18 protein-coding genes and 2 pseudogenes are annotated in these 24,167 nt (G+C 69.7%); 9 read left to right on the top strand and 11 right to left on the bottom strand.

What is annotated here, in order from left to right; translation table 11 throughout:
• Positions 1-40 precede the first annotated feature (40 nt).
• Positions 41-385 (top strand): hypothetical protein, encoded by a 345-nt coding sequence (locus tag SD460_RS45645; protein ID WP_290050059.1) that lies wholly within the window; start codon positions 41-43, stop codon positions 383-385.
• 508 nt (positions 386-893) lie between these two features.
• On the opposite strand, the pseudogene SD460_RS46945 reads toward SD460_RS45645, so the two are convergent.
• Positions 894-3,002 (bottom strand): annotated as a pseudogene (locus SD460_RS46945) (Scr1 family TA system antitoxin-like transcriptional regulator).
• Here SD460_RS46945 and SD460_RS45630 point away from each other — a divergent pair.
• Positions 2,980-3,372 (top strand): annotated as a pseudogene (locus SD460_RS45630) (transposase); the annotation flags it as partial. The pseudogenes SD460_RS46945 and SD460_RS45630 overlap by 23 nt on opposite strands.
• Before the next feature lie 407 nt (positions 3,373-3,779).
• Here SD460_RS45630 and SD460_RS45625 read toward each other — a convergent pair.
• The 3 genes from SD460_RS45625 to SD460_RS45615 are packed head-to-tail and all read right to left on the bottom strand — an operon-like array spanning position 3,780 to position 6,628.
• Positions 3,780-4,889, bottom strand: coding sequence for an alpha/beta hydrolase (locus SD460_RS45625; protein WP_290050056.1), 1,110 nt, complete (start codon positions 4,887-4,889; stop codon positions 3,780-3,782).
• 12 nt (positions 4,890-4,901) lie between these two features.
• Positions 4,902-5,363 carry a DUF3237 domain-containing protein gene (locus tag SD460_RS45620; RefSeq protein ID WP_318307751.1) on the bottom strand — a complete coding sequence of 154 codons (462 nt, stop codon included), beginning with the start codon at positions 5,361-5,363 and terminating at the stop codon, positions 4,902-4,904.
• Positions 5,363-6,628: an MFS transporter gene (locus SD460_RS45615; protein WP_290050053.1), complete on the bottom strand. Its 1,266-nt coding sequence runs from the start codon at positions 6,626-6,628 to the stop codon at positions 5,363-5,365. The genes SD460_RS45620 and SD460_RS45615 overlap by 1 nt, the downstream gene beginning before the upstream one ends.
• Before the next feature lie 66 nt (positions 6,629-6,694).
• Between SD460_RS45615 and SD460_RS45610 the strand changes: the two genes are divergently transcribed.
• Genes SD460_RS45610 through SD460_RS45600 form a run of 3 tightly spaced genes read left to right on the top strand, consistent with a single transcriptional unit; the run spans position 6,695 to position 10,227 of the window.
• A complete protein-coding gene (locus SD460_RS45610; RefSeq protein WP_290050052.1) occupies positions 6,695-7,471 on the top strand; it encodes an IclR family transcriptional regulator in 777 nt (258 codons plus the stop codon).
• Positions 7,472-7,531: 60 nt separating this feature from the next.
• Positions 7,532-9,292: a glycoside hydrolase family 3 protein gene (locus SD460_RS45605; RefSeq protein ID WP_290050051.1), complete on the top strand. Its 1,761-nt coding sequence runs from the start codon at positions 7,532-7,534 to the stop codon at positions 9,290-9,292.
• Complete coding sequence (locus SD460_RS45600) at positions 9,292-10,227, top strand: alpha/beta hydrolase (protein WP_290050049.1); 936 nt, start codon at positions 9,292-9,294, stop codon at positions 10,225-10,227. Before SD460_RS45605 ends, SD460_RS45600 begins: the two co-directional genes overlap by 1 nt.
• On the opposite strand, the gene SD460_RS45595 is transcribed toward SD460_RS45600, so the two are convergent.
• Genes SD460_RS45595 through SD460_RS45580 form a run of 4 tightly spaced genes read right to left on the bottom strand, consistent with a single transcriptional unit; the run spans position 10,196 to position 13,639 of the window.
• Positions 10,196-10,894 (bottom strand): alpha/beta hydrolase fold domain-containing protein, encoded by a 699-nt coding sequence (locus SD460_RS45595; protein ID WP_318307750.1) that lies wholly within the window; start codon positions 10,892-10,894, stop codon positions 10,196-10,198. The two genes, SD460_RS45600 and SD460_RS45595, sit on opposite strands and share 32 nt — an antisense overlap.
• On the bottom strand, positions 10,891-12,138 hold the full coding sequence (locus SD460_RS45590) for an amidohydrolase family protein (RefSeq protein WP_290050046.1): 1,248 nt from the start codon (positions 12,136-12,138) through the stop codon (positions 10,891-10,893). The genes SD460_RS45595 and SD460_RS45590 overlap by 4 nt, the downstream gene beginning before the upstream one ends.
• Positions 12,135-12,899 carry an SDR family NAD(P)-dependent oxidoreductase gene (locus SD460_RS45585; RefSeq protein ID WP_318307749.1) on the bottom strand — a complete coding sequence of 255 codons (765 nt, stop codon included), beginning with the start codon at positions 12,897-12,899 and terminating at the stop codon, positions 12,135-12,137. The genes SD460_RS45590 and SD460_RS45585 overlap by 4 nt, the downstream gene beginning before the upstream one ends.
• Before the next feature lie 11 nt (positions 12,900-12,910).
• Positions 12,911-13,639 carry an SDR family NAD(P)-dependent oxidoreductase gene (locus tag SD460_RS45580; RefSeq protein ID WP_290050044.1) on the bottom strand — a complete coding sequence of 243 codons (729 nt, stop codon included), beginning with the start codon at positions 13,637-13,639 and terminating at the stop codon, positions 12,911-12,913.
• A gap of 121 nt (positions 13,640-13,760) precedes the next feature.
• On the opposite strand from SD460_RS45580, the gene SD460_RS45575 reads away from it, so the two are divergent.
• The 3 genes from SD460_RS45575 to SD460_RS45565 are packed head-to-tail and all read left to right on the top strand — an operon-like array spanning position 13,761 to position 16,026.
• On the top strand, positions 13,761-14,309 hold the full coding sequence (locus SD460_RS45575; RefSeq protein WP_290050043.1) for a carboxymuconolactone decarboxylase family protein: 549 nt from the start codon (positions 13,761-13,763) through the stop codon (positions 14,307-14,309).
• A complete protein-coding gene (locus tag SD460_RS45570) occupies positions 14,306-15,163 on the top strand; it encodes a fumarylacetoacetate hydrolase family protein (RefSeq protein ID WP_290050042.1) in 858 nt (285 codons plus the stop codon). Before SD460_RS45575 ends, SD460_RS45570 begins: the two co-directional genes overlap by 4 nt.
• Entirely contained in the window at positions 15,127-16,026 is a 900-nt protein-coding gene (locus SD460_RS45565) for a fumarylacetoacetate hydrolase family protein (RefSeq protein WP_290050040.1), read from the top strand. Before SD460_RS45570 ends, SD460_RS45565 begins: the two co-directional genes overlap by 37 nt.
• A 611-nt stretch (positions 16,027-16,637) precedes the next feature.
• Here the strand turns inward: SD460_RS45565 and SD460_RS45555 are convergent.
• On the bottom strand, positions 16,638-17,735 hold the full coding sequence (locus SD460_RS45555; RefSeq protein ID WP_290050038.1) for an alpha/beta hydrolase: 1,098 nt from the start codon (positions 17,733-17,735) through the stop codon (positions 16,638-16,640).
• Between the two features lie 183 nt (positions 17,736-17,918).
• Between SD460_RS45555 and SD460_RS45550 the strand changes: the two genes are divergently transcribed.
• Positions 17,919-18,425, top strand: coding sequence for a MarR family winged helix-turn-helix transcriptional regulator (locus SD460_RS45550; RefSeq protein WP_290050036.1), 507 nt, complete (start codon positions 17,919-17,921; stop codon positions 18,423-18,425).
• Positions 18,426-18,990: 565 nt separating this feature from the next.
• On the opposite strand, the gene SD460_RS45545 is transcribed toward SD460_RS45550, so the two are convergent.
• Positions 18,991-19,866, bottom strand: a complete 876-nt coding sequence (locus SD460_RS45545) for an NADP-dependent oxidoreductase (protein WP_290050034.1) — start codon at positions 19,864-19,866, stop codon at positions 18,991-18,993.
• Between the two features lie 640 nt (positions 19,867-20,506).
• Positions 20,507-24,166 carry a S1 family peptidase gene (locus tag SD460_RS45540; RefSeq protein WP_290050033.1) on the bottom strand — a complete coding sequence of 1,220 codons (3,660 nt, stop codon included), beginning with the start codon at positions 24,164-24,166 and terminating at the stop codon, positions 20,507-20,509.
• Position 24,167: the final 1 nt, after the last annotated feature.

Genomic DNA, 24,167 nt, shown 5'->3' with positions numbered 1-24,167 from the left:
ACCGCCTTGCAAGGCGGCAGCATCACGGGTGGAGGTTACGATGGCGGCTGATGTGGTCATGCGAACATTTGGTGGCATGACGATCCACAACTTGACCAAGTTGAATATCGGCGTGTTTGTTGATGCGCTTCTCATTGACGAGCACGTCATCCTTGAGCACGAAAATGAAGCTGGCGCGAATGTGCATTATATTCAGGTGCGCCATCGGTCAGAGGGCGACTATCAACTCGAGTACCGGGCTGGAAGCCCTGCGGAGCATTACCAGACGCACACGGATTCGCGCGCAAAAGTGGTCGATGCACTATTTGCCTGGAGCAAAGGGGAGGTCGCATGGCGCGACGAATTTGCATGGAAGTCCATTGGCGATTGGTTCACCGAACAATGACTGTTTTCTGACTCGAATGCAGGTTGCGGGCGAGTTGGATGATCAAAGTGGTTGCCTGTTGGTTTCTTGCGCGTGGTCTTGGAGATAGTATATTTGCGAAGGTTGCACCAAATAAATTCCGTCGGGCATCGAGGGTAGCCAAGTTCTCGACGTAGCCGGCTGCTCGTCTGCACGCTTTTCTGCTCTTCGCAGAATGGCGCCCAACGGCCTCCTCTGGCTTGACCTTGTGGCCGCAGGATTACTCCGGCGTACAGGAGCAGGTTGCGTGCCCGGTTGTAGCTGAGCCTGTATCGCTGTGCGACCTGGCGGATGGAAGCGCCGTTCTCGTACATGGCGACCATGCCCGGCGGGCACGGCGGGACGTGTCGTCTCGCCGGTCGCAGGGTGACCCTGGCAGCCAGCAGGGTTTCGCGTACGCATCGGTAACTGTGGCCGGTGTCCGCGGCGAGTTCTTCGAGGGTAGCGCCGGTCTCGTACCGGAAACGCAGGTCTGCGGCGTCACCCCGTGTCATGGGGACCTCGGAGCACTCCAATCCACCGTGGACTGCGCGTCGGGTTCCTGGGCTCCCGCGGCGTCGCCGGGCACGACACGGCTTGATCGGTGTGGTGTCTCCGGCGGCTGGTCGAGGTGCGGGCGCGGCGGGACGCTGGCGACGGCGGCGATGATCAGCGCCGACCGGGACATGCTGAAGGCGTCCGCGAGCGCGACGATGGGGGCGACGAAATCCGGGAGATCGTTGTTTTCGATCTCCCGGATCGTGTCTTGTGGCAGTAGCGACAGGTAGTGCAGGTCGGTGACGGTGAGCCCGCGTGCGTGACGTTCGGTCCTGATCCAGTCGCCGAAGGGCTGGGTTGCCAGGGCGTCGATCGGAGTCATGAGCATGTCGTAGAGCCGTTTGGGTGGCTGCCTGTAGTGGATCTGGTAGTCGTGCAGCAGCGACACTGCGAGGTCGGCGCGGGGTATGGCGAGGGCGTCGGCCACGGCCGCGGTGTCCGACAGCGACGTCCACCGGGCCTGCTGGCGCTCCAGTCTCTCGATGCGGGATGCCGGAATACCGGCCGCGGTGGCCAGCCGGCGACGCGAGAGGTGTCGCTCGGTGCGCAGTCGCCGAAGGTGGTCTCCGAGGATCGGCTCGCCGGGCCCGGCATCCGGCACCACCGACGCAACCGCTGGCGGCGACACGGGCGCGCCCGGCGGGGCTGGGACTCGGTGTTGTGTCGCCGAACCCGATGGCGCTCGGTCCGGGCTGGGGTGAGGGAGGTCCGGTCCCGGCAGTGGCGTCTGGCCGGCCCCAGGGTGTGGCGCCGGAGGGGCGGACTGGTCGAGGGTGTCGGGGATCGTGCTGGTGCCGAGTTTGCTCAGCTTCCGGGCGAGCTGGCGGGTGCGTGCGAGGGTGGCGGGGCCGGTGATGTAGGTGCTGGCGCCGTGGTGATGGCTCGCCGTCGCGATCGGGTGTGTGGTGCTCTGGTAGAGGGTGAAGGGGCCGATCAGGCCGGGTGGGCAGTGGGCGGCGGGCACGATCCGGATGGTGATGTTGCGCTGTCGGGCCAGGGACCGCAGGTGAGCGAGCTATTCCTGGCGCTGTGATGCGGGGCAAGTGTCCAGCGCGGTGTCGCCGATAAGGAAGGTGTAGTGGCGGCGCGAGCCGTCGAGGTCGGTGCGGCGCTGGGGCAGGGCTTCGGCGCGGGCGTCGTTGAGGTCGGTGTCGGCGAGCGGGCGGGTGATCAGCGCAAGATCGTGGCTGGGGGTGCGTAGCAGGTCGGGGATGAGGGTGGGCGCCCAGACGGTGACGCGGTCGGCGCGGTGTTCGTAGCGCCAGGCGATGGCGGCGTGATCGCGGTGGTCGATGTCGACGAACTCGGGTGCAGCGGCGTGCTGGGCCTGGATGACGACGCGGCGGGTGGTGGCGTAGTCGGCGCCAAGCGCGCCGAGGATGAACGCGGTGGGGACCGGGTCCGGCAGGGTGCGGGCGAGTTCGAGCTCCCAGAGGCGGGAGGCAGGGATGCTGAGCCTGCGGGCGAAGGCACGCAGGCTCAGCCCGCGGGTTTCGCGGGCCCGGCGGAGCTGGAGACCGATACCGATGGCCGCCGGGGTGCGGGTGGGTCGTCCGGTGTGCTGGCTGACGGTGCCCGGGGGTATCGATGGAGCCGCCGGGGCGTGGCCCGCGACGTCGTCGGCCAGGTCGCCGGTCGCGGGGAGGCTGTCGCCACAGCGTGAGCAGCCCTCGCCGAGCTCGCCGAGCTCGCCGCAGGATGACGACGGCGGTGGTGGCGGATGCTGATCGGGGCGTGCCAGCGCGGCGGTGGTGGCGACGGGATCGCGGGTGTTGGCGGCGAGCCAGGTCGTGGTGGCGGCGTAGCGGGCCAGGATGCTGCGGGCGGAGGTGTAGGTGCCGGCGTGCTGGTGGTGGAGGGCGACGGCGATGGCGGTGTCGTCGAGGTGGTAGAGGGTGAACGGGGTGTTCAGGCCGGTGGGGCACCGGTCGGCGGGCACGAGGTGGATGGTGATGTCCGGGTGGCCCGACAGCTCCTCGAGCAGGTCGAGCTGCCGTGCGCGTGCGGGGGCGGGGCAGGCGCGCAGGGCGGTGTCGTCGGTCGACGAGCGGCAGGTGCTCATGGCGATCTGTGACCACGAACCCCGCCTGCTCACCGACCGCCCAGGGTTGTTGATCATCGCCGACAAAGGTTACGTCTCCCGCGAACTGGACCACTACCTCACCGAACGCGGGGTCCGGCTGATCCGGCCGTCCTACCGCAACCGCCGGCCCCATCCCGGTGAGCCGCTGCTCAAGTCCATCCGCCAGCTCATCGAGTCGGTCAACGACACTCTCAAAGGCCAGCTGAACCTGGAACAGCACGGTGGGCGCACCGTCGAGGGTGTCGGCGTCCGCATCGCCCAACGCCTCCTGGCCCTCACCGCCGCCATCTGGCACAACCGCGCCACCGGCCAGCCCATCACCCGGTCCCTGACCGCCTACGACCACTGACCGAGTTACGCATTAATCGTCTAGACCTCGGTATGTTCTGCGCGCGGGCCCGGTCGTTACCTCCCCCCCTCGATGACCGGGCCCGCCTGCATGACACGGGCTGGTGGTGGACCACGACTGTGGCGCCGCCGGCGGTGCGGGTGAGGTCGGACTCGGCCGGGAACGCGACCGGCGGAGCCGGGCGCAGCCCTTCGCCGGCGGCGAGCCCACCGACGGTGGTGGGCTCGCCTTCGCGGGTGCGGCGGCCGCCGTCGAGCTTGGCGGCGAGCTGGTCGAATCCGGCCTGGGCCTGATCGAGCGTGGTGCACCAAGCGCCCATACACGGGTCCGCCGAGGTCGCTCTCCGCTTAGCGTGTCGGCTACGGCACGTCGGCGAACTCGCACCGCTGCCCGAACGAACCGGTGGCTCACCGGAAGAGCTGTGGCGCGAAGTCGTGCAGGTTGTCCCGCCAGGTCTGCCACGTGTGGGCGCCGGCGGCGAATTGCGAGTACCGGTAACGGATTCCGTAGGTGTCGAACATCGCGCGGGTGGCGACGTTGTTGGCGTGGGCGATGTCGTCGGGGTTGCCGCAGTAGATGTGGTGCAGCCTCGTACCGGCGTTGATCCGGTGGTCGCGCAGCAGATCGGGGTGCTGGGTGGTGAGGGCCTCGAGCACGTCGGGGAAGTAGCCGGAGCTGAAGTCGCCGATCGAACCGAAGAGGCCGGGGTGGCCGAGGAGCACGTTCCACGTCTGCAACCCGCCGAGGGACAGCCCGGCCAGCGCCCGGCCGCCGGGGTCGCGCCGGACGCGGTACGCGCGCTCGACCGCGGGCACGAGGTTGTCGATCAGCTCGGCGGGAAAGCTGTCGTCACCGGGAAGACCGGTGGCGCCGGGAACATTGCCGTCCGCGAACACGACCACCATGGGGCGGATGCGCCTCGCGGCGAGGAGGTTGTCGAGGATGACCGGGGCGCGGCCGGGCTCGACCCAGTCGAGGTGATCGCCGCCCCCGCCGTGCAGGAGGTAGAACGTCGGGAGCACGCCGTGGTGGCCGGGTGGGGTCCACACCGTGGCTTCCCGGCGGGTGCCGGTGACGGCGCTGGCGTAGGTCAGGCGGGCGACCCGGCCGTGCGGGACGTGGTTTTCGGTGAGGAATTCGGTGCCGGGACCGGGCAGGAGGAACAGCGACAGCGCGGGGCTGGAGTGCACCGCCGTGGGGTTGGCCGGGTCCTTCGTCTCGACGCCGTCGACGAAGAAGCTGTACTGGTAGTAGCTCGGCGCCAGTGGGCCGGTGGTGAGCTGCCAGACGCCGTCGCGACCACGGGTGAGGGCTTGTTCGGTGTAGTCGAACGAGCGGCCCCATCCGCCGCGGACGGTGACCGTGGTGGCGGTGGGTGCGCTCAGCCGGAACGTCACCGTGCGGTCGGGATGGACGACCGGACTGCGGGTGGCCGCTCCGGCGGCCGGGGCTGAGTGGAGCAGCAGGGGTGCGGCCGCGCCGGCGGCCAGGACGGTGCGGCGGGAAATGGCGGACACGGAGCCTCCGGTTCAGAGCAGGCGGTAGAGGTCGTAACGGACTTGGTGGGCGGTCCGCTCGGCCCGGCCGAGCAGGACGCTGGTGGCGAGCCACTGGTACCGCGGATCGGCCGTGGTGGCGCGCAGCACGAGCCGGAAGTAGTAGTCCGCGGGGTCGACGTCCTCCCCGCGAGCCAGCGCCGCGAGCACCCCGGGCGGCCCGGTGCGGACGCCGGTGCTGGTCAGCCCCACGAGTGCGGAGGAAAGTTCGAGGGTGTAGCGGGCCTCGACGAACACGGTGCCGTCGGGCAGGACGCGTTGCCAGTCCGCCCCGCCGGGCCGGACGCGGCCGGACAGCGCCGGACCGTCGAGGGTGCCGCCGGTGATCGGCACCGTGCGGTGGTGGCTGTCGGGGCCCGGGCCGAAGTCCAGCGGGGGTGCCAGGTTGACGGCGACCGTCGCGAGCGCCTCCAGGCCGGGCGGGGCGAACCGCATCAGGCGACCTTGCGGATCGGCAGGATCAGCACCGCGCCGAGCAGCCCGGCCACCGCGCCGAACACGAAGAGCGCCGCGAAGTTCTGGGGGGCCTCCGGCGTCGCACCGATCGCGAGGACCGCGGGGGCCACCGCGGGCACCAGCGAGGTGGGCAGGGTGTTGGCGATGTTCATCAGACCGAGGTCCTTCGCCGGGTTCGCCGGGTCGGGGACGAGCTCGGTGACGAGCGCGATGTCGACCGCCAGGTAGACGCCCTGGCCGAGGCCGACCACGCCGACCGCGACCAGGAACGCCGGGTAGGAGTGGGCGAACGCGGCCAGCAGCAGCCCGGCGGCGAAGATCAGCGCGGCGGCGATCACGAACGGCTTGCGGCGGCGGAGCCGGTCGGACAGCTTGCCCGCGAGCGGCGCGAACAGCGTGGCCGCGGCGGTCAAGACCAAAGTGGACAGGAACACCGCGCTCGCCACCTGCTCGGGCGGGAAGTGCAGCACCAGGATGAGGTAGAAGGTCTGGTACGCCTGGATCGCCGCGACGCCGAGGAAGACCAGCAGGCGGCTGGCCCAGGCCCACGCGAAGTCGGGGCGGCGGCGGGGGTTCACCCAGAACGTGCGCAGCAGCTCGCGGGTGTCGAACGGCGGACGCTCCGAGATCGGCGTGTCCCTCAGGAACGCGAAGAGCAGGAGCGTGCCCGCGATCGCTGCGGCGGCGGGCAGGAGGATCATCGCGGCGAGGTTCGGGGCCACCAGCTGCGCGCCGAAGAGGCCGATCACCGCGCCGAGGGGCAAGCTCAGTCCGAGCACGGCGGAGGCGGGCCCGCGCCGGTGCGGCTCGAGCTGGTCGGCGAGCACGGCGGTGCAGGCCACGGTCACCGAGCTGAACCCGGCGAACGTGGCTACCGCGGACAGGGTCAGCACCAGGGTGCTGCCGGCGACGAGCATGACGAGGGCGCCGACGGCGAACAGCGCCGCGCCGAGCAGGAGGAATGGCCGGCGCCGGCCCAGCCGGCTGGTCGTGCGGTCGCTGAGGCGGCCCAGGAGCGGGAACGCGACCAGCGACGCCAGCGCCCCGACTCCGGCGACGACCGAGACGATGGTGGTCGCGCGGGCCGCGTCGAGCTCGGTGGCCTTCAGCGAGAGGGTCAGGACGGCGGGGACGAGGTTGGCCATCGCGGCGCCGACCGACGCGAGGCCGAGGAAGAGCAGGAAGCCCCGGCGGGGGAGCGCCGAGCCCGGTCTGGCCGGGGTGGTTTCGAGGGAAGCACTCATCGTTGGGCACCTTTCGCCACGGTTGCCCGGAAGGATGACCAGCGACTTCGGGTACGGTCATCGGCTGTGCCAACCAATGGAAAGCGGGGCCGTCGCCCGCCGCACGGGGAGCCGGTGGTCGACCGCGCGCTGGCGCTGCTGGCCGCGTTCGACGCCGAACACCGCACGCTGTCGCTGGCCGAGCTGAGCCGCCGCTGTGAAATGCCGCCGAGCTCGGCGCTGCGGCTGGCGAACCGGTTACGGGAGTGGGGCGCCCTCGAGCGTGACGACGCCGGCCGGTTCTGCGTCGGCCTGCGCCTGCTGGAGGTGGCGACGCTCGCCCCGCGCGGGCACGGGCTGCGGCAGGTCGCGTTGCCGTTCATGAACGACCTGGCCGAGGTCACCCACCAGCACGTCCAGCTGGCTGTCCGCGACGGCATGCAGGCCCTGCTGGTGGAACGGCTGTCCGGGCACCAGGCGGCGCCGGTCGACTACCGCACCGGCGGGCGGCTTCCGCTGCACTCCACCGGCGTCGGCCTGGCGCTGCTGGCGTTCGCGCCCCGGGAGCTCCAGGAGGAGCTGCTCGCCAAGCCGGTCTACGGCGAGCCGGACCACCGGCTGATCCCGGCCGACAAGCTGCGCCGCACCCTGGCCGAGGTCCGGCGGGAGCGGCTGGCGATCTTCCGCCGCCAGGACGAGACGGAGTCGATCGTGTCGGTGGCCGCGCCGATCTTCGGGCGCGACGAAGGCCTGGCCGGCGTCCTCGGCGTGCTCGTGCCCAAGCGGGTCGCCCGGCCGCGGCACCTGGGCTTGGCCGTGCAGACGGCGGCACGGGGCATCTCCCGGGAGCTGGGCGCGCGCTGATGTGCCATTGAATGGCACGCCGATGGGGTTCGCCGCCGGCCGCCGGTCATGATCGGCCGCATGCATCCCTACCAGGACCCGGGACGGCCGCCCGGGGAGCGCGTCCATGACCTGCTCGGCCGGATGACCGTGCCGGAGAAGGCCGGGCTGCTCTTCCATGCCCCGGTCGCCGTGACGCCCGACGGCGGGTTCGTCGAGGCATCGGCCGGGCCGTTGCCCACCGCACCGACGACGGAAGTCGTGCGGCACCGGCACGTCCGCTGCCTGTCGCTGATGGCGCCGGTCTCGGCGGGGCCTCTTGCCCGCTGGCACAACGACGTCCAGGGACTCGCGGCGGGCAGCCGGCTGGGGATCCCGGTGCTGGTGTCGTCCGATCCGCGGCACTCGGCGAACGAGAACCCGCTGACGTCGGTGCCGTCGGGCGGCTGTTCGCGCTGGCCCGAACCGCTCGGTTTCGGGGCGCTGGCCGACGAAGCCGCTGTCCGCGCGTTCGCCGAGGTCGTCCGCGCCGAGTACACCGCGGTCGGGATCCGGCTGGCGTTGCACCCGATGGCCGACCTCGCGACCGAACCGCGGTGGTGCCGCACCTCCGGGACGTTCGGCGCGAACCCGGCGCTCGTGGCCCGGCTGGCGGCCGCCTACGTCGAGGGGCTGCAAGGGACGGACCTCGGGCCGGACTCGGTCGCGGCCATGGTCAAGCACTGGCCGGGCGCGGGTCCGCAGGCCGGCGGCGAGGATGCCCACTTCGCGTCCGGCAAGGACCAGGTCTACCCGGACGGGCGCTACGAGGAGCACCGTGCGGTGTTCCGCCCGGCGCTGCGGGCCGGGGCGGCGGCGGTGATGCCGTACTACGGCCGCCCGGTCGGTGTCCCGGGGCTGGCCGAGGTCGGGTTCGCCTTCGATCGCGAGGTCATCGCCGGCCAGCTCCGGCGTGACGAAGGCTTCGACGGCCTGGTGTGCACGGACTTCGGGCTGCTCACCGACGCGACCTTGCCGGACGGTTCCGTCTGGCCCGCCCGTGCCTGGGGCGCCGAGGACCTGACCGTCGAGGAGCGCGTGCTGCGGCTGCTCGACGCGGGGGTCGACCAGTTCGGCGGCGAGTGGTGCCCGGACGTCGTCGTCGGGCTGGTCGAGGCGGGCCGGCTGCCGGAGGCGCGGCTCGACGAGTCCGCCGGCCGGGTGCTGGCGTTGATGGTCCGGCTCGGGTTGTTCGAAAATCCGTATGTCGACGAAGACCACGCGGTGACCACCGTGGGCCGGGCCGATTTCGCCGCCGCCGGAGCCGAGGCGCAACGCCGGTCGATGGTCCTGCTCGCCGGGGCACTGCCGCTCGAGCCCGGGATCCGGCTGTACGTCGAAGGGATCGATCCCGGGGTGGCCGGTCGCTACGGGTCCGTTGTGGACAGTGTGGCCGAGGCCGATGCCGCGGTGGTGCGGATCGGCACCCCGTACGAGCCTCGGTCGCGCCTGCCCGAAGCGTTCTTCCACCAGGGCCGGCTCGACCTGCCGGACGACCGCCGCGAGCACCTGCTCGCGCTGGCCGACGCGGTGCCGACCGTGGTGGACGTCTTCCTCGACCGGGCCGCCGTCGTGCCCGAGCTCGCCGGACGGGCCGCCGCGCTGCTGGCCGACTTCGGGGCGGCCGACGACGCCGTTCTCGACGTCGTCTTCGGCCACGCGCGGGCCGAGGGACGGCTGCCGATCGAGCTGCCGTCGTCGATGACCGCGGTCGAAGCCCACCCGGAGGACCGGCCGGGCGGCACCGCAGACCCGCTGTTCCCGATCGGGCACACCGCCCGCGTCCCCGAAAGGCACGTCTGATGCCCGTCCACCCGTTGCTGGCGGCCAAGTTCCCGCTGCTGGAGGGTTTTTCTTCGTTCGGCGAGCTGCTCGCCGACCCGGCCTTCGCGGAGTTCGAGCGGCCGCCGGTGCCCGACGTCGTCCCCGAAGTGTCCACCGTGGACGCGCAGGTGCCCGGGCCGCACGGTCCGGTGCCGGTGCGGATCTACCGCAGTGGCGATCAGGAGAGCGCGCCGTGCCTGGTGTGGCTGCACGGCGGCGCGTTCCGGATGGGCGACCTGGACATGCGGGAAGCCGACCGGGTGGCCCGTGAACTCGCCCACCGCGCCGGGATCGTGGTGGTCAGCGTCGACTACCGGCTGGCCGTGGGGCCGGTCTCCTACCCGGTGCCGCACGACGACGTCGTCGCGGCCCTGCGGTGGGTGCGCGACCACGCCGGCGACCTGGGTGTCGGCCGGATCAGTGCGGGCGGCGCGAGCGCGGGCGGCAACCTGTCGGCCGGCGCGGCGCTGCGCCTGCGTGACGACGACGGCTGGCTGCCCGCGGCGCTGGCGCTGGTCTACCCGGTGCTGCACCCGCAGTTGCCGTCGCTGCCGGCGTCGCTGGTCGCCCGGATGACGGAGGTGCCCCCGATCCTGCACTTCCCGCCGGCCGCGGTGCGGGCCACGACCGAGAACTACCTCGGCGGGCCGGTGAGCCGCGCGGACGGCTACGCGATGCCGGGGCTGGCGATGCTGGAGGGCCTGTGCCCGACGCTGGTGCTGACCGCGGAGTACGACGACCTGCGTGTCTCCGGGCAGGTGTTCGCCGGGCAGCTGGCCGGAGCCGGGGTGGACGTGCGGCACGTCGTGGTGCCGTCGTTGCTGCACGGGTTCCTCAACCTGCCGCCCGCGATCGACGAGGTGGGGCGGGCGCTGGACCTGATCATCGAGTCGGTGCGTCCCGCAGGAACCTGACCGACGTGGCCACGACGGCCGCGGGATCGGCGCCCGCCCAGCGGTGGCGGGCGCCGGGGACCAGGTGCAGCTCGACCGGCGCGCCCGCCTCGCGCAAGGCTTCCGCGAGCCGGACGCTCTGCGAGGCGGGCACGAGGTCGTCGTCCTCGCCGTGCACCAGCAGGATCGGCGGCGCGCCGGCGTGGGCGTGCGTCAGCGGGCTCGCCGCGCGCGCCAGGTCCGGCACCGACTCCGGCGGCGCCCCCAGCAGGGCCGCTTCGCGGGAGACGTCACCGGTCAGGCCGAGCAGGTCGGTCGGCGGGAACCACGCCACCACGGCGTCCACTGCAGACCCGGTGAGGGCCGCGAGCACGCCGAGGTGCGCGCCCGCCGACTCGCCCCAGACGAACAGCGGCTTTTCGTCACGGACGAACTCGATGGCGGCCCGCACGTCCTCCAGCGGCGCGGGGAAGGTCGCTTCTCCGCTGAGCCGGTAGTCGGCCGCGGCGACCCGGAAGCCCTGGTTCACCAGCTCCTCGGTGAGATGCTCGAACCCGGGCAGCGGGGTCAGCCGGGACCCGCGCCGCCAGCCGCCGCCGTGCAGGGAGAGGATCGTCGCGACCGGGTCGTCCGGCTCGGACACGTCCAGCTCCAGAGGCCGGAAGCCCGGGACTTCGCGGTAGATCACGCGCCGGCCTTGTGGAAGCGGCCGCCCTGCATGATCACCTCGAGGTTGGCCGGGTCCTGCAGCAGCGTGACGTCCGACGTCGGGTCGCCGCGGACCACGAGGACGTCGGCGAGGTAGCCCTCGGTCAGCAGCCCCACCGGCAGGTCCATCACCTGGCCGCCGTGGAAAGTGGTGGCTCGCAACGCTTCGGCGGGGGAGTAGCCGAAGAGCCGGACGAACAGGTCCAGGTCGCGGGCGTTGCGGCCGATGGGGTTGTTCGGGAAACCGTAGTCGCCGCCGGGCAGCACCCGCAGACCGCGTTTACGCAGTTCCGGGTAGAGCTGCTCCATCGCCGCCAGTGACTTCACCGAGCCGGTCTTCTCGGCGTCGATGCCGAATTCGGCGCCTTCGTGGACGTTGGCCCACATGATGCCGACGGCGGGGGAGAGGAAGATCGAGTCCTTGTGCTCCTCCAGCAGGTCGATGGCTTCGGGGTCGGCGTAGGAGCAGTGGTAGATCGAGCGGAACCCGGCCCGCACGGCCAGCTTGATCGACTCGGGTGCCTGGGCGTGGCAGTTGAGCCACACACCGGACTCGCGCGCCTGCTCGCCGGCCGCGTTCGCCTCCTCCGCGCTGTACTGCGTGACCATCGAGCCGCCCTCGAAGAAGACGTCGTCGTTGCTCATCAGCAGCTTCACGCTGTCGAAGCCGAGCTCGGCCTGTTCTCGGATGAACGCGCGGACGGCGTCGGGCCCGGTTTCCTGCGGGGTGGGCCCGTCCGGACCCATCCGGACGGGGTTGTTGTCGCGTTCGAAGGAGGCGGCCCGCATCCGCGGCCCGGCCGCCAGCCCGGCGGCGATCCGGTCGCGCAGCCGCACTTCGGTGGGCACCGGCGTCAACGACCCCGCCGAGTAGGCGCTGGTGAACCCGTGGTCGAGGAGGATCCGGGCATTGCGTTCGGCGAGCGCGAGGTGCTCGTCCGGGGTCGGCAGGTGGTGGAAGAAGCTGACGTCGACCGGCGGGTTGAACGACGGGTCGAGGTGCCCGACCGCCGACGGGAACGTCAGGTGGCAGTGCGACTCGACCAGGCCCGGCATGACCGTCGCTCCTCGGCAGTCGACCACGCGGTCGTCCGGCGCCGGTTCGGCGCCGGGGCCCACGTGCTCGATCCGGTCGCCGCGGACGACGACGTCGTCGGGGACCGCCGGGGAACCGCTGCCGTCGAAGACGCGGCCGCCCGTGAAGAACACTCGGGAAGTCATCATGCCCCCAGCATGGTGTAACCGCCGTCGGCGACCAGGAAACCGCCGGTGATGTGCCCGGCGTCCGCGGTGGCCAGGAACAACGCGGCTCCGGCCAGCTCTTCGGGTTTCGGGATCCGCCCCATCGGGGTCGCGTCGCGCAGCTTCTCCGCGCGGCCGGTGCGCCAGTCCTCCCGGCCGAGCGTGGCTTCGGTTTCGATGAAGCCGGGGGCGAAGACGTTCACCCGCACGGTGGGGGCGAAAGCGTGCGCGTAGGACTTGGTCAGGCCGATGATCCCGGCCTTCGCCGCCGCGTACTGCGGGGCACGGGCGCTGCCCCGGGCGACGACGGTCGAGCCGATGTTCACGATCGCGCCGCCGCCCTGGGCCAGCATGCGGTCGCCGAACTCGTGCGTGCACAGCAGCGTGCCCTTGATGTCGACGGCCAGGACGTGGTCGACGGACTCCTCGGTGAGGTCCCGCCACGACATCTGTTCGCGGGCGACGTCGCCGACGTTGTTGATCGCGACGTCGACCCGGCCGAAATGGCTCCACGCCTCGTCGGCCATCCGCCGGATCTGCGTGTGTTCCGAGATGTCGGCCTGGACGAGGAACGCCTTGCGGCCCAGCTCTTCGACGCGCGCCGCGGTGCGTTCGGCACCCGCGCGCGAGCCGCGGTAGTGCACGGCTACGTCGGCGCCCTCGGCGGCGGCGCGCACGGCGATCTCGGCGCCGAACCCGGTGCCGGCGCCGGTGACGAGGACGGTCTTGCCGGTGAAGCGCACGAAGTTCTCCTTCAGACGAGGGTGCGGCCGCCGTCGGCGTACAGGACGTGTCCCGTGACGAAGGCGGCTTGGCCGGAGCAGAGGAACAGGATCGGGCCGGTCAGGTCGGCCGGGGTGCCGAGCCGCCCGGTGGGCACCAACGCGGTGAGGCCGTCGCGGACGCCGGGCTTTTCGAGGTGGTCGTGGGTCAGGCCGGTCTCGGTGTAGCCGGGCGCGACGGCGTTGACCGTGACGCCGGACGCGGCCCACTCGCGCGCCATCACCCTGGCGAGCTGGTTGACCGCGCCCTTCGTGGCCGCGTAGGGCGCGTGGTGCGGGTGGGCGAGCAGGCCGGACACCGAGGACAGGTAGACGATCCGGCCGTACCCGCGGGCGACCATCAGCTCGCCCGCGGCCCGGCCGGTCCAGAACGCGCTGTCGAGGTTGACCGAGGTGATCGCGCGCCAGACGTCGTCCGGGGTGCCGAGGACCGGACGCCGGTCGTTGACGCCGACCGCGTGGACGAACACGTCGAGGCCGCCGAGCAGTTCGTCGGCGCGGGTGACGCAGTCCCGGGCGCCGTCGGCGTCGGTCAAGTCGGCTTCGAGGGTGCGCAGGCCCAGTTCGCCGAGCCGCCGGGGGTCGCGGTCGGCGACGACCACGTCGGCTCCGGCATCGGCCAGCGCGAGGGCGGCCGCGGCGCCGATCCCGCCCGCCCCGGCCACCAGCGCACGCTTGCCCCGCAGACCCAGCCAGTCCACTCCCGCTCCTCGCTCTCGACCTGACGGCGACGCTAAGCGCGTCCGCTGCCGATCAGGAACGGACGTTCCATTCAATGGCAGGTCCACGCTTGCTTGCGGGCCGCGCTGCTGCAATCGGGGCATGACACGACTGCCCCGGCTGACCCCGGCCGACCTGTCCGCCGACCAGCGCGAGCTGTACGAGGCCATCGCCGGTGGCCCCCGGACGGGCGGCCCGTTCCCGCTCATCGACGCCGACGATTCGCTGACCGGGCCGTTCAACGCCATGCTGTTCTCCCCGCCGGTCGGCGAGGCGCTGCAGCGGCTGGGCGCGGCCGTGCGGTACGAAACCGCGCTGACCGATCGGGTGCGCGAGCTGGCGATCCTGGCCGTCGCGGCGCGCTGGGACTGCGCGTTCGAGCGGTACGCGCACGAGCCCGCCGCCCGCGCCGCCGGGGTCACCGAGGCCCACCTCGACGGTCTCGACGGTCTCGATCCCGCGGAGACGGCGGCCCTGCGGTTCGTGATGGCTCTGCTGGACGGCGACGTCGACGACGTGACCTACGCCGAGACCGTGCCGACCATTGGCAACGGCGTGGCCGTCGAGCTGACCACGCTGGTGGGCTACTACGCGACGCTGGCGCTGCAGCTGCGCGTCTTCCGAGTCACCGTCCCCGTGGAGCAGCCGTGAAGCTCGTGACCTTCGACGACGGCCTGGTCGGCCGTCTCGCCGACGACCTCGTCCTGGAACTCGACACCGCCTCGGCGCGCGAGTTCTTCGAACGCGGCGGGAGCGTGCCCGAGACCGGGCGCCGCTTCCGCACGTCCGAGGTGCGCCTGCGCGCCCCGATCGTGCCGAAGAAGTTCTTCCACACGGCCGGGAACTTCCGCGAGCACCACGACGACCTCGCGCGCGTCAACTGGTCGCACCCGGTCAACAAGGGCATCGTGTTCTTCCAGAACGTCGACGCGATCATCGGACCCGGTGATCCGGTCGTGTACCCGTCGCACCTGACGAACGAGCTGGACTACGAGCTGGAAATGGCCGTGGTGATCGGGAAGCCCGGCAAGTTCTTCACCGCCGAGCAGGCGGCCGAGCACATCGCCGGGTACCTGGTCTTCAACGACATCACCGCCCGTGACATCCAGCGCCGTGAGATGGAGTCGGGCGTCTTCTCCTTTTCCAAGGCGATCGACACGTTCTGCCCGATCGGCCCGTACATCGTCACCGCCGACGAGGTCGGCGACCCGCACGACCTGGACATGGAGCTGCGGGTGAACGGCCAGGTGCGACAGAAGTCGAACACCGGCCGGATGTCTCTCACGATCCCGGAGCTGGTCGCGTACCACTCACCGCAGGTCTACAGCGCGGGCGACCTGATCACGACCGGCACGGTCGCCGGGGTCGCCGCGAGCACCGAGGACCCGTTCGCGAACTACCTCAAGCCGGGCGACGTCGTCGAGGCCGAGATCGAGAAGCTCGGCGTGCTGCGCAACCGGGTCGTCTCGTGGGAAGACGCGTACGGCACGCCGTGGGCGCGGTGATGCGCCTGGCCAACCTCGGCGGCCGCGCCGTCCTGATCACCGGCGACCGGGCACTGGACGTCTTCGACGCCGGTGGCTTCGGCCCCGACCCGATGGCCGTCCTGGAGAACTGGGCGGCCTTCACGGCGTGGGCGCGGTCCGCGCCGGCCGGAAGCCCCTTCGATCCCGCGTTGCTGGGCCCGCCGGTCCCGCGGCCCCGCCAGGTCTTCGCCGTGGCACTCAACTACCCGCCGCACGCGGCCGAAGCCGGGTTCGAGCCACCGGCCGACCCGTTGGTCTTCACCAAGTTCCCGACCTGCATCGCCGGTCCACAGGAGACCATCGAGCTGCCCGGCGACCGCGTCGACTGGGAAGTCGAGCTGGTCGCGGTGATCGGGCGGGGCGGGCACCGGATCGCCGAGACACGCGCGCTCGACCACGTCGCCGGGTACACGGTGGGTCAGGACCTGTCGGAGCGGCGGGTCCAGGCGCTCGGGAAGCCGCCGCAGTTCTCGCTGGCCAAGTCGTTTCCCGGCTTCGGCCCGATCGGTCCGAAGCTGGTCACCGAGGTCGCCCCCGATGCCGCGATCACGTGCCTGCTCAACGACGAGGTGGTCCAGCAGGCCTCGCTCGCGGACATGATCTTCGGCGTCCCGGAGCTGGTCGCCCGGCTGTCGGCGGTGTGCCCGCTCCTGCCGGGGGACCTGATCTTCACCGGCACCCCGGCGGGGGTCGGCAACCGCCGCACGCCGCCGCGTTACCTCACCGCGGCCGATGTACTGACCAGTCGCATCGACGGCCTGGGTGAGCTGCGCACCCGCTTCCGGGCGACGCCGCCGTGGACCGGAGCCGGCCGAGAGTCGACCAGCCGCAGCGTTTCGTAGCTGAACGTGCTGTAGGTGGTGAGCACGCCGCAGAGCCCGGTGCCGGCCAGGTCGACGGTGAAGGTGCCCCACGGGAACAGGCTGTCGTGGCGCCTCTGCACGAGCCGGTCGGTGAGGTAGCGGGCCGACGATGGCGCCGAGGAAGACGAGGGCCGTGGTCGTGCTGGTCAAGGAGGGACCGTTGGCGGGCGGGCCGCGGTTTCCGGTGCTCCGGCGCGGCGAGCCCCACCGCCGCTACGCCGAGTGTGGATCGGGTACCGGCAGCGTCGGGAGCCAGGTGACCGTGGACCGGCGTGGCACTCGTAGAGGGTTTGTGCACCCATCGGTCCCACCTGCTGCTGGGCTTGCCCGCCGTAGGCAGCCGGGTCGACCTCGGTGCAGTGCTGTCCGATCCATTGCTGCCGCTGCCGGCCGGCCCCGCCGTTCATTGCCGCCGATGTCGGTTTCGCGACGGCCACGTCGCTGCGCCAGCACCTCAACGCCGAACTGGGTGTCTCCCCGCAGGCGTACCGGCGCACCTTCCGCAGCGAAGACGTCCACTCCTGAAGAAACCTCGCCGCCCTTCTCGGAGGGCGGCGAGGCGCTGGTCAGCTGCCCGGTGTCACGAGCGTTCACTTCCTCAGGGTGGCGTTCAGGAAGCCGATCAGCGGGTCGGCGACCGTGGTGGTGGTCCAGACCGCCGCGGCCTTGGTGTCCCCGGTGAAGGCGAGGTCGCCGTGGCCGCCGCCGTCGACGACGTAGCGCGTGCTGGGCACACCCGCGGCGCGCAAGGCGTTGTGCAGCAGGAGAGTCTGGCTGGGGGAGATCAGCGTGTCGGCGTTGCCGTGGAAGAGGACGAACGGCGGAGCGCCGGCCTTGATATGGGTGACCGGGTTCGCCGCGGCCACGCCGGCCGGGTTGTCGGCGAGCGACTGGGAGCTGTCCGGCCCGCTCACGTACTTAGCCGCGATGGCCAGCATCCCGGCCATCGCCTGCTGGGAAGCCGCGTCGAAGTCGGAGGCCAGCCGGGACAGATCGGAAGCGCCGAATTTGTCCACGATGGCCTGGACGTCACTGGTCTGGTCGAGGTTCTCGCCGACGTCGTAGCTCCGGTTGCCGGTGGTCACGCCGACCATCGCCGCCAGGTAGCCGCCCGCCGAGTCGCCCCAGACTCCGACCTGGCCGGGGGCGATCCCGTAGGTCGAAGCGTGGGCCTCGAGGTAGCGGATCGCGGACTTCACGTCGGCGATGCTGTCGGCGTAGGTCGCGCCGTCGGGCTGGGTCCGGTACTGGATGCTCGCCACCACGTACCCGGCCTCCGCCGCGTAGGTGCGCAGCAGGAGGTTGCCCTCCTTGGCCGACTGCACGAACCCGCCGCCGGGCACGTACACGACAAGGGGCTTCGGTCCCGGCGTCCGCGGCGTCTGGACGTCCATTGCCAGCTGCTTGTTCCGGCCGTCGGGCAGCGCCGGGGCCGCGTAGACGATGTCGGTCTTCGTGTCGACCTGCACCCGGCCGCACCGGATCTGCGGCGCGGTGGCCGCGTCGAGCACGGTGCTGGTGCTGGTGTCCACAGGCACGACGAGCTTCCCGGAGGGCAGCGACGCGCCCGCAGGCGGGCCACCGCCGACGCCGGGGCCGACCGGGCACGCTGCCGGGGTCGAGGTGGCGGTCATGGTGGTCGAGCTATCCGAACACGCGGTCAGCGCCAGCGTGCCCGCGATGGCCACCGTCGCCAAGCTTGGTCGAGCTGATTTCATGCGGTGCCTCCACGGACGATCGCGCCATTTGGAACTCGGTTGTCAACCGGTTGACTATCTGACCGTAGCACGACTGCGCGGGCACGCTCGGGCATCCTCGTTTCGCAAGCGATACGGTGAGGCGTAGTACACCGGTTGACGAAGTGAGGGAACATGGCCAACGGCGAGGGTGTCGCGGTCGCCTGGGACCAGTGGCGCACCGAACGTCCGGACCTCGACCTGGCTTCGATGGCGCTCTTCGGCGGGCTCAAGCACGCCCACGCCATGCTGGAACTGCTGCTCGAACCGGTCTTCGAGACTTCGTCGATCAACTCCGCCGAGTTCGACGTCCTGTTCCACCTCAGGCACGCGCCGGAGCCGGTCATCGCCCGCAGGCTGGCCCAGACCATGGGAAAGTCCGCAGCGGCATTGAGCAAGGCGTTGACGAAACTGGAACGCCGGGGCCTGGTGGTCCGCGCGGCGAACCCGGTGGACAAACGGAGCTTCCTCGTCACGATCAGCGACGCCGGCGCGGCCGCTGTCGACCAGGCCATGCCGCGGCGCCTGGCCCTCGAATCGGAAGTCGTCGAGGCGCTGACGGGCCGGCAGCGCGCGGACATCGCCCGGGCCTTCCGCGTCATCGGCGACGTGCTGGAGACGACCGCCCGCCGTCGCACCTGACCGTCCGACGGGCAAGCAGCGCGAGCGACTCGATGGCTCGTGACGGCGCCCGAGTGCAGGCGAGACCTTGCCGGTGCCGACACCAGGTCCAGCGCGGCCTGCGACCTCCGCACGGCACCGCTGTAAAGGTTGGTGACGTCATTTGCGCTCGTGTGCGTGGGATCGAAGTCGCTTGAGCCGTCGTCCGGGCAGCGGGTCGGTCAGTAATTCCGTGTAGTTCGGCCGGCCCCCTGTAGGTCCGATGATGGTGATGGGGTGCTGATGCACCCGGGCGACCGATGGAGTCCATCGACGCCGACCAATCTGGCTGCGTCCGCAGTCGGATTCGCGGCAATCCCGCCGGGCATCGACGTGACCGGGGGGCTTGGCCGCAACTGACGGATGGCCTTCAGCTCGACATGGCGGAGCCCGTATCGTCCGGATTGATCTCGTTGCGTCCCGCGATCCGCACGAGCTCGTTGTGGGTGACCGGATCGGCGTCCCTGTGAAGGTCGCAGTCCCTTGGCACCAGCCGTGGACCGGGTCGCGACGTGTGGCGACCCGGTCGGCGCTTCCGTGGCTGCGCCTAGGACCCGTCGACCACGACGATCGGTTTCCCGCCACCCTGCCGTCCGGTGCTGAATGCCTTCGGCGTCTCCTCCAGCGAATGGCGTGACCCGATCAGTACGCGCAGGCTGCCTTCGCGGACGAGCGCGGCGAGCTGGGCGAGGCCGGCCCGGTCCGGTTCCACGACGAAGAAGACCGATCGTCCGAATCGCGGCTCGAAGTCCGGCGGGGCGGCGATGGTGACCAGCGTGCCACCCGCGCGCACCAGGCCGGCGGATCGCTTGCCGATCTCCTCGCCGAACACGTAGAGCACCACGTCGACTTCGCCGACGTCTTCCAGCTTGTCGTTTTCCAGGTCCACGAACGCGGCGGCGCCCAGGTCGAGGGCGACGTCGCGGTGGCGGGCGCGGCCAGTGCCGATCACCGTCGCGCCGGCCCGTTTCGCCAGCTGCACCGCGATCGAGCCGACTGCGCCTGCCGCGCCGTGGATCAGCACCGTCTGCCCGGCCTGAAGGCGGCCGTGGTCGAACAACGCCTGCCACGCCGTCAACCCGGAGATCGGCAGCGCGGCGCCGACGGCGTGGTCGACGTCGGCTGGCAGTGGCGCGAGGTTGCGAGCCTCGACGGCCGTGAACTCGGCGAGCGAGCCGTCGCGGGCCCAGTCGGCGAGCCCGAAGACGCGCTGCCCGACCGTGAGACCGGTGGTGCCGTAGCCGAGCTCGGTGACGACGCCCGACAGCTCGTGCCCGGGCACGCTGGGTGTCCGATCGCGGCCCGCCCGGTCGGTCCAGGTACCTGGCCACTCCAGCTCGCCGGGCGTGAAACCGGCTGCGTGCACCCGCACGATGACGTCGTTCTCCGCGGCGTGCGGGGCCGGGCGGTCGGACAGGGTCAAGCCTTCGATTCCGGCGTCCGGGTCCTTGACGCTTCTGTTGCCCGAGAGGTTGCGGGTGCAGCATTTGCCAATTCTTCTGACTCGCTTCGAAAATTCGTCGATAAGATTAGTAAAGAATACCTTGTAAGCCGAGAAGTGGTGGCGTGGCAGGTCAGTAACTCGTCGGTAGCAATTCCTTCTGCTGATCGCGCAAAATTGCGCAGCTATGTGACTAGACCTGATTTATATTGGCTTCCATATTGGAAGGAAGGTTGGATCGCGATCTAGGGTTCGACTCCAGGTGCTGGTGCCGACGGTGAAACATGACTGCCTAAATATCCCGGTTTGCCTGAGTGTCGCCGCTGTTGGCTCTCTAATCTGAGGTCCAGCGATCTGCTTCCTGGAGGTCGGCCCCGTGTGGGACGTCATTTCTACTCAAGACCCCCTGAAAGCGGCCATAGTTGTGACGGGGCCGAGATGGGCCGTGATGGGTAGCAAAGAGGGTCCCTTGGTTCGGTCTGTCACCTGGATAGTCCATTGCTGCAATAACAAGTGTTGTGGTTGGCGATGCAAGGTCGGCCAGGTACTTGTAAGTGCACGGCAGGAGCGCGGCAATGATTCCGCATGGCCGCGATGTTCGATGGCGACTCGCCCAGTCGACCTAAGCGAACAGTTCTTTAACGATTGAGTCAATTTCTATCGCCACGCCCTGGTGAGTCAGAGCCTGTCGGATCACGTTGCGCTGCGTCTCGAACCGCTTCGCGGGGAGGGGGACATCGGCGGAGATTCTCTCCGCCTGTTCGGCCAGTTCCACAAGCCGACGGTGCACCTCGTCGGTGGGGTCGTACAAAGGTATGGGTAGCTGAAACACGGATTTGTCGAAGTGTCGTGGATTGTGCTCTCCGCGTGGTTGTAGCGGTCGAACAGCCGTCGTGAGGGTTTCCGAATTGAGAAATGCGGTCAGGAAGCGGGCTTCGTCGATATCCGCGGCCGAACCCCAGTACAACTGGTGCTCGATAATGACCTTATCGTCAGTTACCACTGCGGCGGCGGAATACATGCCACTGGCGGCATAGACCACCCGATACTTTGTCGCCGGTAACTGGTGTGACAGTTTGTTTCGATAGTCGAGCTGTTCCGCGAGGCTCAGTCGGTTGCTTTTTCGGTGCCGTTCCCAAATTTTCTCGGCCGCTCGCCACCACTGGGCAAGTCCTGGATAGGTGTCGAGCTGATCATCGTTACCGTCGAGAAGCCGATTGCCACTCCAGGGGATCACTGCGCTGACGCTCGACGCGCCGCGGAATGGTAGAATGCTGTCGCCTCGGTATAGGGGCCGAACGAAATCCTGCTCAACGACACCGGTCATTGCAGGAAGGTGTTTCCATGGCGGTTTCTCGTTCGGGCTGCGACGGCTTCGAACCGTTATGCGGCCGGCGCCGGAGCCGAGTGGTCCGCTGTCCATCTCTTCGACGAGGAACAACATGTTGGGCACCACGGTGGCTCCCTGTGCGAACCGGCCCATGTATGGAGAGGCAGTCGTCGTACGCACCGGTTCGCCGACGTAGCGCGAGATACCGGCTAGGACCTCGTCGCGAGATGCCCCGTTTAGGCTCAGGCGTCCGGCCCACACTTGCGGTTTCTGGATGAGCGGGACATTGTTCGCCGCGTTCCGGCGCGTGCCGAACGCAACACATGCAGGAACGGGGAAGAACGAGGGCTTAACGAGGTGTAAGTCCCATGGGCGTTCGAAGGCGACCGTCACGCCTTCGGTCGGCGCGGAATAGTTCCCTTTGCGGAACCCTTCGTAGGCGCTACGGCTATGGATTTTCCGTGGCAGGACATCCCACGGCATAACGTACCCGAAGCGGCCTCCGGGCCGGAGGTATTGCTCGATACACCGCGCGACAAATAGCGCGGAGAGATCTTGGTTGGTGGCATGGCTTCCTCCCACCCACAACGATCGATCGACGCTCATGGCGCGAAACGTGGCTTTCTGAGGTCCGGTCATGTGCCGGTAGGACAACCACGGCGGATTGCCGACGAGCACGTCCACCCGGTTGTCCGGGCGCTTCAGCCAATCAGGCCGGGCAACGTTGCGGATGTAATAGCCCCAGATGTGGTCCAGCTTCTCGTCGTGCAGTTCGCACATGACTCGGAAGGTCTGCTTCAGCATCGCGCGCTCGTCGATGTCGTCGATATCGAGTCGCCGGAAAAGTCCAGCGAGCGACGGCACTGGTGCCCCGCGTACCCGGTCGGTGGCGCGATCGGCCAGCTCGGCGACAAGGCGGTCGAACAGGTCCGCACTCGCGACGATCCGGTCAGGGAAACTGAACATCCGAACCGCAGGATCAGCAAAAGTAGCGTCCGAGACAAATGTCGAATGGTCAAGTTCAGCGGGAATGGTGAGGTTGTCGTCCGACCACAACGAGGTCTCCTGTCCCCACCGCAGTGAGTCCGCAAGGTACACCGGCACGGCGAACGCGGGGCGCCCCCCGTGCTGCAGGCGGCGGGGTCCGATCGCGAGGAGGTAGGTGACGCGCGCGAGCGTCACCGCGACCGGATGCACATCGAAGCCCACGACGTGCTCGGTCACCGCACGGACAACAGCAGGTCCACCGGTGCCGGCAGCCTCCGCAGCTGAGATATAGTGGCGGACGGCATGGAATAGGAAGGTGCCGCTGCCGCAGCTCGCGTCGAGCACGCGCTCGTCGAGCGGGTGCTGCACGCATTCGTCAACGATGCTTTCGGCGAGCCAATCCGGGGTGTAGTACTCACCGAGCAGGTGCCGAACGTCCGCGGGAATGATCGACTCGTACAGAACCTTCATCACGTCGTGCTCGACATGCTGCCATGAGAAGCGGGTCAGTCGACGCGCCAGGTCCTTGACGAACCGGCTGCCACCGGGCACCTCGACCACCCAGTCGAAGAAGTCAGCCTCGATCACACCCCCGATCTGTGCTTGGGTGAAGAGCTCACCGGAGGTGATCGCCGCGGCGGTGAGCGCGGGATCCATCGGGTCGAAGCCCACCACGGCGTGACCGATGACCTCCGCCATCAGAACCAAAAGTGTGTGATCGATAAAGAGTGCGTCGTCGTCACTGAAGTGAGTGCCGGAAGCCGTAGTGAGCAGTTTAGCCCACAACGCTCGCTTCACCCTGACTTCGGGCATGTTTCGATGTCGTGCGTAGATCGCGCGCAGTTCCGTGGAGTCGATGGCATATGAAGGGCTGTCGGCTCCCAGCCTCCGAACGATCTCCCTGGGCGTCGGTTCTACCTCGTTCCCGCTGGCAAGTATGGATTCGAGCCATGCCAGTACCTTGTCGACGTCCGGTTTGCCGTAACTAACCTCCATGGTGGCCTGGACGGCATGGAGCTTGCCGCCGAGACGGCGGTAGACTCGCCATTCGAAGCCATCGGTCATCACTCCAATCCATCGACGTTCGGCTTCATCGTCGTGCGCGGCGAGAGACTTGGCAAGCTGCCGCCTCGCAGCGTTTTCCGCGGCGTCATCCCGCAGGTCCCGCCGCACAACGAAGACGGCAGTGCCCGTCGCGGTCTCGATCGGCCCCTTCGCCCCGCCGAACTCGTGCGCAGGAAGTCCCAGGCTGCTCGCCCGCAGCAACCGCGTGACATCGCCGCGGACCTGCGCATCGGTTCGGTCATCGTCGCGGGTGGCGAGGCGCCTGACCAACGCGAGCAGGCTCGTCGGGTCGTCGCCGTCGGCCGAGGGCAGCGACGGCCAGCGGCGCAGCACCTGAGTGGCCGGTGTGGCGAAGACGGCGGCACCAGCGGCGAGCTCTGGCTGGTCCACACGAGGAACGTTGAACCGGACTACGCCCGCCGCACACGCCGGCTGTCCGATCAGCACTGGCGCGCCACTCACTCCGGCCAGTGGTAACGCTGCTGCGGACTCCCGGCACGCCAGCTGCATGACGGGAGCACCGTCGGGAAGCTCCCCCGAAACCCAGGTGATCTCGCCGGACACAGCGAAACCAGGCATTGCACGTACAGCCGCTGGCCTCCCCGGTGCGACGAACGGCGTGTGTTCTACGGCATCGAGGGCCAGCTGAATCGGTTCGAGACCCTCAGGCAGAGCGCGCCCGAGGCGAAGCAGGGCGACATCGAGATGGTGATCGCCATCATCGACAGTGGCGTCACTGACGTGCCCGGTCCACACGCATCGCAGCCGTGAGAATGCAATCTCGCCGGTCTCCCTGTCACCGATGCAGTGAAAGGCGGTCAAGGCGAGACGGTCTGTGACCGCGAAGACGGTGCCGCGCTCATCGCCGGTTGCAGCATCCAGCAACCGGCCGACCGCCATA

Origin of the sequence: Amycolatopsis solani, assembly GCF_033441515.1 — a bacterium.
Lineage (GTDB): Bacteria > Actinomycetota > Actinomycetes > Mycobacteriales > Pseudonocardiaceae > Amycolatopsis > Amycolatopsis solani.
This window is presented reverse-complemented; position numbering and strand designations above follow the sequence as displayed.